Source organism: Streptomyces sp. NPDC050564 (assembly GCF_044457265.1).
Classification (GTDB): domain Bacteria; phylum Actinomycetota; class Actinomycetes; order Streptomycetales; family Streptomycetaceae; genus Streptomyces.
Window position 1 is genome coordinate 314,208 of record NZ_JBITGS010000008.1, and the last position, 6,255, is coordinate 320,462.

The window sequence follows — 6,255 nt, forward strand, 5'->3', positions numbered from 1 at the left end:
TGTGAGGGTCAGCCGAGCAGGGAACGGCCGATGATCTCCTTCATGATCTCGGTGGTCCCGCCGTAAATGGTCTGGATACGTCCGTCGGTGAAGGCCCTGGCGACGCGGTACTCCGTCATGTAGCCGTAGCCGCCGTGCAGTTGGAGGCAGCGGTCGGCGACCCGCTTCTGCAGTTCGGTGGCCCACCACTTGGCCATCGAGGCGTGCACCGCGTCGAGTTCCCCGTTCGAGTGATCGACGATGCAGCGGTCCAGGAACGCGCGGGTGACGGCGCACTCGGTGGCCATCTCGGCTATCTCGAAGCGGATGTGCTGAAGCTTGGAGAGCGGCCGCCCGAAGGCCTCGCGCTCCTTGACGTATGCGGTGGTGATCTCCAGCAGGTACTCGGCGGCCGCGATGCCGGCGACGGCGATGCCCATGCGCTCCTGCGCGAGGTTCGTCATCAGATGGACGAAGGCGCCGTTCGGCTTGCCGAGCAGGTTCTCCTTGGGGACGCGCACGTCGTTGAAGAACAGCTCGGCCGTGTCCTGGGACTTCTGGCCGATCTTGTCGAGGTTGCGGCCGCGCTCGAAGCCTTCCATGCCGCGCTCGACGACGAGCAGCGACAGCCCGTGAGCGCCACCTTCGGGCGTCGTCTTCGCGACCACGATCACGAGATCGGCCAGGATGCCGTTGGAGATGAAGGTCTTGGAACCGTTGAGCAGCCAGTGGTCGCCCTTGTCCTCGGCATGCGTCTTGATGCCCTGGAGGTCGGACCCGGCACCGGGTTCGGTCATGGCGATCGCCGTGATCAGCGAACCGTCACAGAAACCGGGCAGCCAGCGCCGCTTCTGCTCCTCGGTGGCCAGATCCGTCAGGTATGGCCCGATGATGTCGTTGTGCAGTCCGAGGGCGAGCCCTGGGGTCCCCGCGCGCGTGAACTCCTCGGCGAGGACGGCGCTGTACCGGAAGTCCGGGTTGCCGCCGCCTCCGTACTCCTCGGGAACGGCGAGCCCGAGCAGCCCCTGCTTCCCTGCCGCCCGCCAGGCGTCGCGCGAGACGATGCCGTCCTTCTCCCACTGCTCGTAGTGGGGCAGCACCTCCTTGGCGAGGAAGGTGCGCACGGTCTCGCGGAACGCGTCGTGCTCGGCGGTGAAGATCTGCCGCTTCATGCGGGAAACGCCCTCCTGGAGTTCATACGGGGAAACGCCTTCCTAGAGCCAGCTCTTGACGGTTTCGACGAGCCTGGCGGGTTCCGGTCCGACGGGGATGACGTTGAGCATCGTCACTCCGGCCTCCCGGAAGGCCTCGACACGCTCGCGGACGTAGGTCTCGGGTCCACACAGCGACATCAGCTCGCAGAACTCGTCCGGCACGGCGGCCTCGGCCTCCTTCTTCCGCCCGGAGAGGTACAACTCCTGGATGAGCCGGGCTTCCTTCTCGTAGCCGTACGCCACCGCGAGGTCGTTGTAGAAGTTCTTGCCGGGCGCGCCCATGCCTCCTACGTAGAGGGCGATTTTGGGCCGCGCGAGGTCCCGCACGGCCGCCGCGTCCTCGCCGATGGCGAGCAGTCCGCCCGCGACGGTCCGCAGTGGGCCAAGGGCCGGGTCCCGGCGTGCGGCGCCCTCCGCCAACGCGGTGCCCCACACCTGGTGGGCCTTCTCCGGGAGGAACAGGGTGGGCAGCCAGCCGTCGGCGACCTCGGCGGTCATACGGACGTTGGCGGGGCCCAGCGAGGCGACGTACAGAGGCACTTCGGGCCGTACGGGCTTGGTGAGGATCTTCAGGGGCTTGCCGAGGCCGCCGGGGCGGGGCATGTCGGTGATGCCGTGGTGGTCGATGACCTCGCGGCGCAGGATGCGGCGGGTCAGTTCGATGGCTTCGCGGGTGCGGCCGAGCGGCTTGTCGTACGCCTTCCCGTGCCAGCCCTCGACGACCTGCGGGCCGGAGGCACCGAGCCCGATGATGGCTCGTCCTCCGGAGATCGCGTCGAGCCCGGCGGCCGTCTGGGCGATCAGCGCGGGGGTGCGCGAGTAGACGTTGAGGATCGCGGCGCCGATCTTCATGCGCTCGGTGCGGGCGGCCAGATAGCCCATGATGGTGGGTGAGTCGAAGCCGTAGGCCTCGGCGACCCAGACGGCGTCCAGGCCCGCGGATTCCAGCGCGGCGACCTCGTCGGCCGCCGGCCGGGGATCGCCCGCGTAGTCGAGCGGGAGGGAGAGCTCCATCAATTGCCGTCCTTCATCGGATCGCCGTCTTTCAACAGGTCGGGTACGCCCCAGTCGCGTGCCACGTCCGCGGTGTCGGCGCCCGGTTGGGCGGGACCACTGCGGACGGCGGTGCGGGAGAGGGAGAAGCGGGGCGCGGGGGCCGGCTGGGTGATGCCGCCGTGGTCGACGAAGGTGCCGCGGGCGGCGAGATGCGGATGGGCGGGCGCCTCGCGCAGCGACAGGACCGGCGCCACGCACGCGTCGGAGCCCTCGAAGACCGCGGTCCACTCGTCTCTCGTACGGGTCTTGAAGCGGGCGGCGACGGCCTCGCGCAGCTCGCCCCAGCGGGCCAGGTCCTTGCGGGCGGAGGCCATCTCCTCGATGCCGAGGAGCTCCACGAACTCGTCGTAGAACTGCTGCTCCAGGGCGCCCACCGCCATGTACTGGCCGTCGGCCGTCTCGTACGTCCCGTAGTAGGGGCAGCCGCCGTCCAGGAGGTTGGCGCCGCGCCGGTCCTGCCAGCCGCCGGCGGCGAACATGCCATGGATCATCGCGGCGAGGTGCGCGGCGCCGTCGACGATGGCCGCGTCCACGACCTGTCCGGCGCCGCTCGCGCGCGCGTGGTGGAGCGCGGCGAGGATCCCCACGACGAGGTAGAGCGAGCCGCCCGCGTAGTCGCCGACGAGGTTCGCGGGGACCGTGGGCGGCTCGTCCGGCCTGCCGATCATGCCGAGGGTGCCGGTGAGGGCGATGTACGCGATGTCGTGCCCGGCGCGCTGGGCGAGCGGACCCTCCTGGCCCCAGCCGGTCATCCGCCCGTAGACGAGTTTCGGGTTGCGGACGTGGCAGGTCTCGGGGCCCACACCGAGGCGCTCGGCGACGCCGGGGCGGTAGCCCTCGATGAGGATGTCGGCGCGTTCGACCAGGTCGAGGACGCGGTCCTGACCGTCCTGGGTCTTGAGGTCGATGATCACGGACCGCTTGTTGCGGTTGGTGATGTCGTACTCCGGGTTGATCGCGAGCCCGGCGCCGCCGGGCCTGTCCACGCGGACGACGTCCGCGCCGAGGTCGGCGAGGAGCATGGCGGCGAACGGGCCGGGACCGATGCCCGCCAGCTCGACGACGCGCACCCCGACGAGCGGGCCGTGCCCTGGCGTCCCTGCCACTGCCATCAAGCCCCCAGCACTGTGACACTACTGATGTGACATCAGCGATGTTAAGAACGTGTTCCACATCGGGCAAGCCCTTGACGAGCAAGCGCTTAGTTAAATTCTCCGGTGCGAATCGGGATGAGGAGGGCCGAAACGGGGCGTGTCAGCGCCCGTCCAGCTCGGCGATCAGCTTCTTCGGCGCGATCGTCCGGTAGCTCTCCTCGACCCAGTCGCACAGCAGCTCCGCGGCCGGCGCGTCCCGCTCCTCCAGGGGTATGCGCACCCAGCCGGACCTGCCGAGGCCGTATCCGGCGGGCTCGGCGCCGGGTGAGGCGAGGGCATGGGCGTGCGCGGCCTCGTCCTTGAGCTTCAGGGTGACGCCGAGCGGATAACTGCCGTCGTCGAGGCCGAGGAAGACGAACACCTTCTTGTTGACCTTCGCGACGGTCTCGCCCCAGGGGAACTCCTCCGCGGCGCCGGGCAGGCCGAGGGCGAACTCGCGCACCTTCTCCCACTTTTTCAGGGCGTTCTTCGGCACAGCCACGGCTCCTCCGACCTCTTCGTCCGACCTCGTCGTTCGGCTGCTCGTACCTCACGCTAGCCTCAGCCACCGACAACGGCGCTTCGCGCACGGCTGAGGGGTGTCATGAGCAGGCTGAACGGGACGGATCGCGCGTACGACATCGTGCTTTTCGGAGCCACGGGGTTCGTCGGGGAACTCACCGCGGAGTACCTCGCGGCGCACGGGCCCGAGGGGCTGCGCTGGGCGATCGCGGGGCGCAGCGCGGAGAAGCTGGAACGGCTCCGGGAGCGGCTGGCCGGTGCCCCCGGTGTGCTGCTGGCCGACGTGGCCGATCCCGAGTCGCTGCGCGAACTCGCGCGCCACGCGCGCGTGGTGGCCACAACGGTGGGGCCGTACATCACGTACGGCGAGGAGCTGGTCGCCGCCTGCGCGGACGCCGGGACCGACTACGTGGACCTCACCGGCGAGCCCGAGTTCGTGGACCTGATGTATGTCCGGCACGACGCCCGCGCGCGGGAGACGGGGGCGCGCCTGGTGCACGCCTGCGGCTTCGACTCGATTCCGCACGACCTGGGCGCGTACTTCACCGTGCGGAAGCTGCCCGAGGGTGTACCGCTCAGGGTCGACGGATTCGTACGCACCCAGGCGATGTTCTCGGGCGGCACCTTCGCCTCGGCGCTCAACCAGTTCGCGCGCGGGCGGCACATGCTCGCCGCGGCACGGGACCGGAAACGCCATGAGCCGCGGCTGATGGCCCGGCGCGCGGAGGCACCCCTGAGCGCTCCGCGGTTCGCCAAGGAGGTCGGGGCCTGGGCACTGCCGCTGCCCACGATCGACGCTCAGGTGGTGCAGCGGTCCGCGCGGGCGCTGGAGCGCTACGGGCCCGACTTCCGCTACCGCCACTACGCGGCCGTCGAACGACTGCCCTTCGCGGTGGGCGGGGTCGCGGCGGTCGGCGCGGTCTTCGCTGCGGCCCAACTGCCGCCCGCGCGCCGCTGGTTGTCCGACCGGCTCAAGCCCGGGGACGGGCCGAGCGCCTCCCGACGCGCCAAGAGCTGGTTCTCGGTGCGGTTCGTCGGAGAGGGCGGCGGGCGGCGTGTCTTCACCGAGGTCGCGGGCGGAGACCCCGGCTACGACGAGACCGCCAAGATGCTCGCGGAGTCGGCACTGTCCCTCGCCTTCGACGACCTGCCGAAAACGTCCGGTCAGGTCACGACGGCGGTGGCGATGGGGGACGCGCTGATGGAACGCCTCCGCAAGGCCGGGATCGTCTTCCGCGTCGCGGCCACGCGCTAGTCGACATGGTCCGGATTCTCGGGATGGCCGGACCTCAGGACGACCATCCCGAGACCGTGTAGATCATCCCGCCTATCCAGGCGAGTCCGGCGATCACGGCGAGGACCAGCGCGGCCGTCACCGCCCGTTCGACGGGCTGGGTGGGGTGGGCGGCGGGCTTCGGGGCACGGTGCGTCGTCATGCGGCACAGCCTGCCGATCATGAGGGTGCCCTCGCATCCGTACGACTACTCAGAACGCGTACTCAGATCGGGTACTCAGAAGGCCTGCTCCGTCAAGAGAGGAGTCGGTCAGGGTGTTGCCTCCCGGAGGGCCCGCCTGCAGAGGGAGTCCGCGCGCCGGGTGGTCTCCGGCAGGCGGTACTTCGGGGTGAGCGCGAGCGTGTGTGCGCACGCGTTGTCCAGGTTCACCCGGTGGCCGACCGACACGAAGACGGGCTTGACGCCGTCCCGCGTGCGCAGCGCGCGGCCGACCTCCTCGGCGCCCGCGGGGCCGTCCGCGAGGAGCGGGGACGCGCTGCCGCGCTCGGCGCCGGGCTCCTCGTACGAGAAGGTGAAGGGGTTCTTGGCGACGCCGATCGTGGGGAGTCCGGTGAGGACGCCGAGGTGGCTGGCGAGGCCGAAGCGGCGCGGGTGGGCCAGGCCGTAGCCGTCGCAGACGACGAGGCCCGGCCCGCAGGGCAGGGCCCCGAGCGCGGCCAGAACGGTCGGGATCTCACGGAAGGCGAGCAGCCCCGGAACGTACGGGAAGGAGACCTGGCCGACGGCGGTGGCCTCGGCGACGACGTCGAGGGTGGCCGCGTCGAGCACGACGGCCGCGGCGGCGACGACGTCCCGCTCGTCGTCGTAGGCGACGTCGACCCCCGTCACCCGGCCGGTGCCGGGCGGCGGCCCCGGCTCGTCGAGCACCACCCGCTCCCGCAACTCGTCCTGCACGGCACGTGCTTGCTCTTCGGTGGCGGGCCAGCCCGCGGGAATCCTCACGGTCGTCATGGTGGGACGAGCCTAGGTCGTGTCTTCAATTGATCTTGAGTAGTGGATCATGGTCGGGTGATACGTCGCCATGAACTGTCCGATGAGGAGTGGGAGTTCCTCCGT

7 protein-coding genes are annotated in these 6,255 nt (G+C 70.4%); 1 reads left to right on the forward strand and 6 read right to left on the reverse strand.

The annotated features are described in order from the left end of the window. Window positions 1–8 precede the first annotated feature (8 nt). The 4 genes from ACIBK0_RS15760 to ACIBK0_RS15775 form a co-directional block, all read right to left on the reverse strand. Window positions 9–1,151, reverse strand: a complete 1,143-nt coding sequence (locus ACIBK0_RS15760; protein ID WP_399079835.1) for an acyl-CoA dehydrogenase family protein — start codon at window positions 1,149–1,151, stop codon at window positions 9–11. Window positions 1,152–1,193: 42 nt separating this feature from the next. Beyond that, window positions 1,194–2,207, reverse strand: coding sequence for an LLM class F420-dependent oxidoreductase (locus tag ACIBK0_RS15765; RefSeq protein ID WP_399079837.1), 1,014 nt, complete (start codon window positions 2,205–2,207; stop codon window positions 1,194–1,196). After that, entirely contained in the window at window positions 2,207–3,361 is a 1,155-nt protein-coding gene (locus tag ACIBK0_RS15770) for a CaiB/BaiF CoA transferase family protein (RefSeq protein ID WP_399079839.1), read from the reverse strand. Before ACIBK0_RS15770 ends, ACIBK0_RS15765 begins: the two co-directional genes overlap by 1 nt. Before the next feature lie 142 nt (window positions 3,362–3,503). Beyond that, on the reverse strand, window positions 3,504–3,884 hold the full coding sequence (locus ACIBK0_RS15775; protein WP_399079841.1) for an MmcQ/YjbR family DNA-binding protein: 381 nt from the start codon (window positions 3,882–3,884) through the stop codon (window positions 3,504–3,506). Window positions 3,885–3,986: 102 nt separating this feature from the next. Between ACIBK0_RS15775 and ACIBK0_RS15780 the strand changes: the two genes are divergently transcribed. Next, window positions 3,987–5,159 (forward strand): saccharopine dehydrogenase family protein, encoded by a 1,173-nt coding sequence (locus ACIBK0_RS15780; RefSeq protein ID WP_399079843.1) that lies wholly within the window; start codon window positions 3,987–3,989, stop codon window positions 5,157–5,159. Between the two features lie 34 nt (window positions 5,160–5,193). Here ACIBK0_RS15780 and mmpA read toward each other — a convergent pair whose 3' ends face one another. Next, window positions 5,194–5,340 carry a morphogenic membrane protein MmpA gene (gene mmpA / locus ACIBK0_RS15785; RefSeq protein ID WP_399079845.1) on the reverse strand — a complete coding sequence of 49 codons (147 nt, stop codon included), beginning with the start codon at window positions 5,338–5,340 and terminating at the stop codon, window positions 5,194–5,196. A 108-nt stretch (window positions 5,341–5,448) separates the two neighbouring features. After that, on the reverse strand, window positions 5,449–6,150 hold the full coding sequence (locus ACIBK0_RS15790) for an endonuclease V (protein WP_399079847.1): 702 nt from the start codon (window positions 6,148–6,150) through the stop codon (window positions 5,449–5,451). Window positions 6,151–6,255 lie beyond the last annotated feature (105 nt).

Coding starts and splice junctions, on each gene's coding strand:
- ACIBK0_RS15760 (WP_399079835.1), bottom strand. CDS start 1,151: ATGAAGCGGCAGATCTTCACCGCCGAGCACGACGCGTTCCGCGAGACC.
- ACIBK0_RS15765 (WP_399079837.1), bottom strand. CDS start 2,207: ATGGAGCTCTCCCTCCCGCTCGACTACGCGGGCGATCCCCGGCCGGCG.
- ACIBK0_RS15770 (WP_399079839.1), bottom strand. CDS start 3,361: ATGGCAGTGGCAGGGACGCCAGGGCACGGCCCGCTCGTCGGGGTGCGC.
- ACIBK0_RS15780 (WP_399079843.1), top strand. CDS start 3,987: ATGAGCAGGCTGAACGGGACGGATCGCGCGTACGACATCGTGCTTTTC.
- mmpA (WP_399079845.1), bottom strand. CDS start 5,340: ATGACGACGCACCGTGCCCCGAAGCCCGCCGCCCACCCCACCCAGCCC.
- ACIBK0_RS15790 (WP_399079847.1), bottom strand. CDS start 6,150: ATGACGACCGTGAGGATTCCCGCGGGCTGGCCCGCCACCGAAGAGCAA.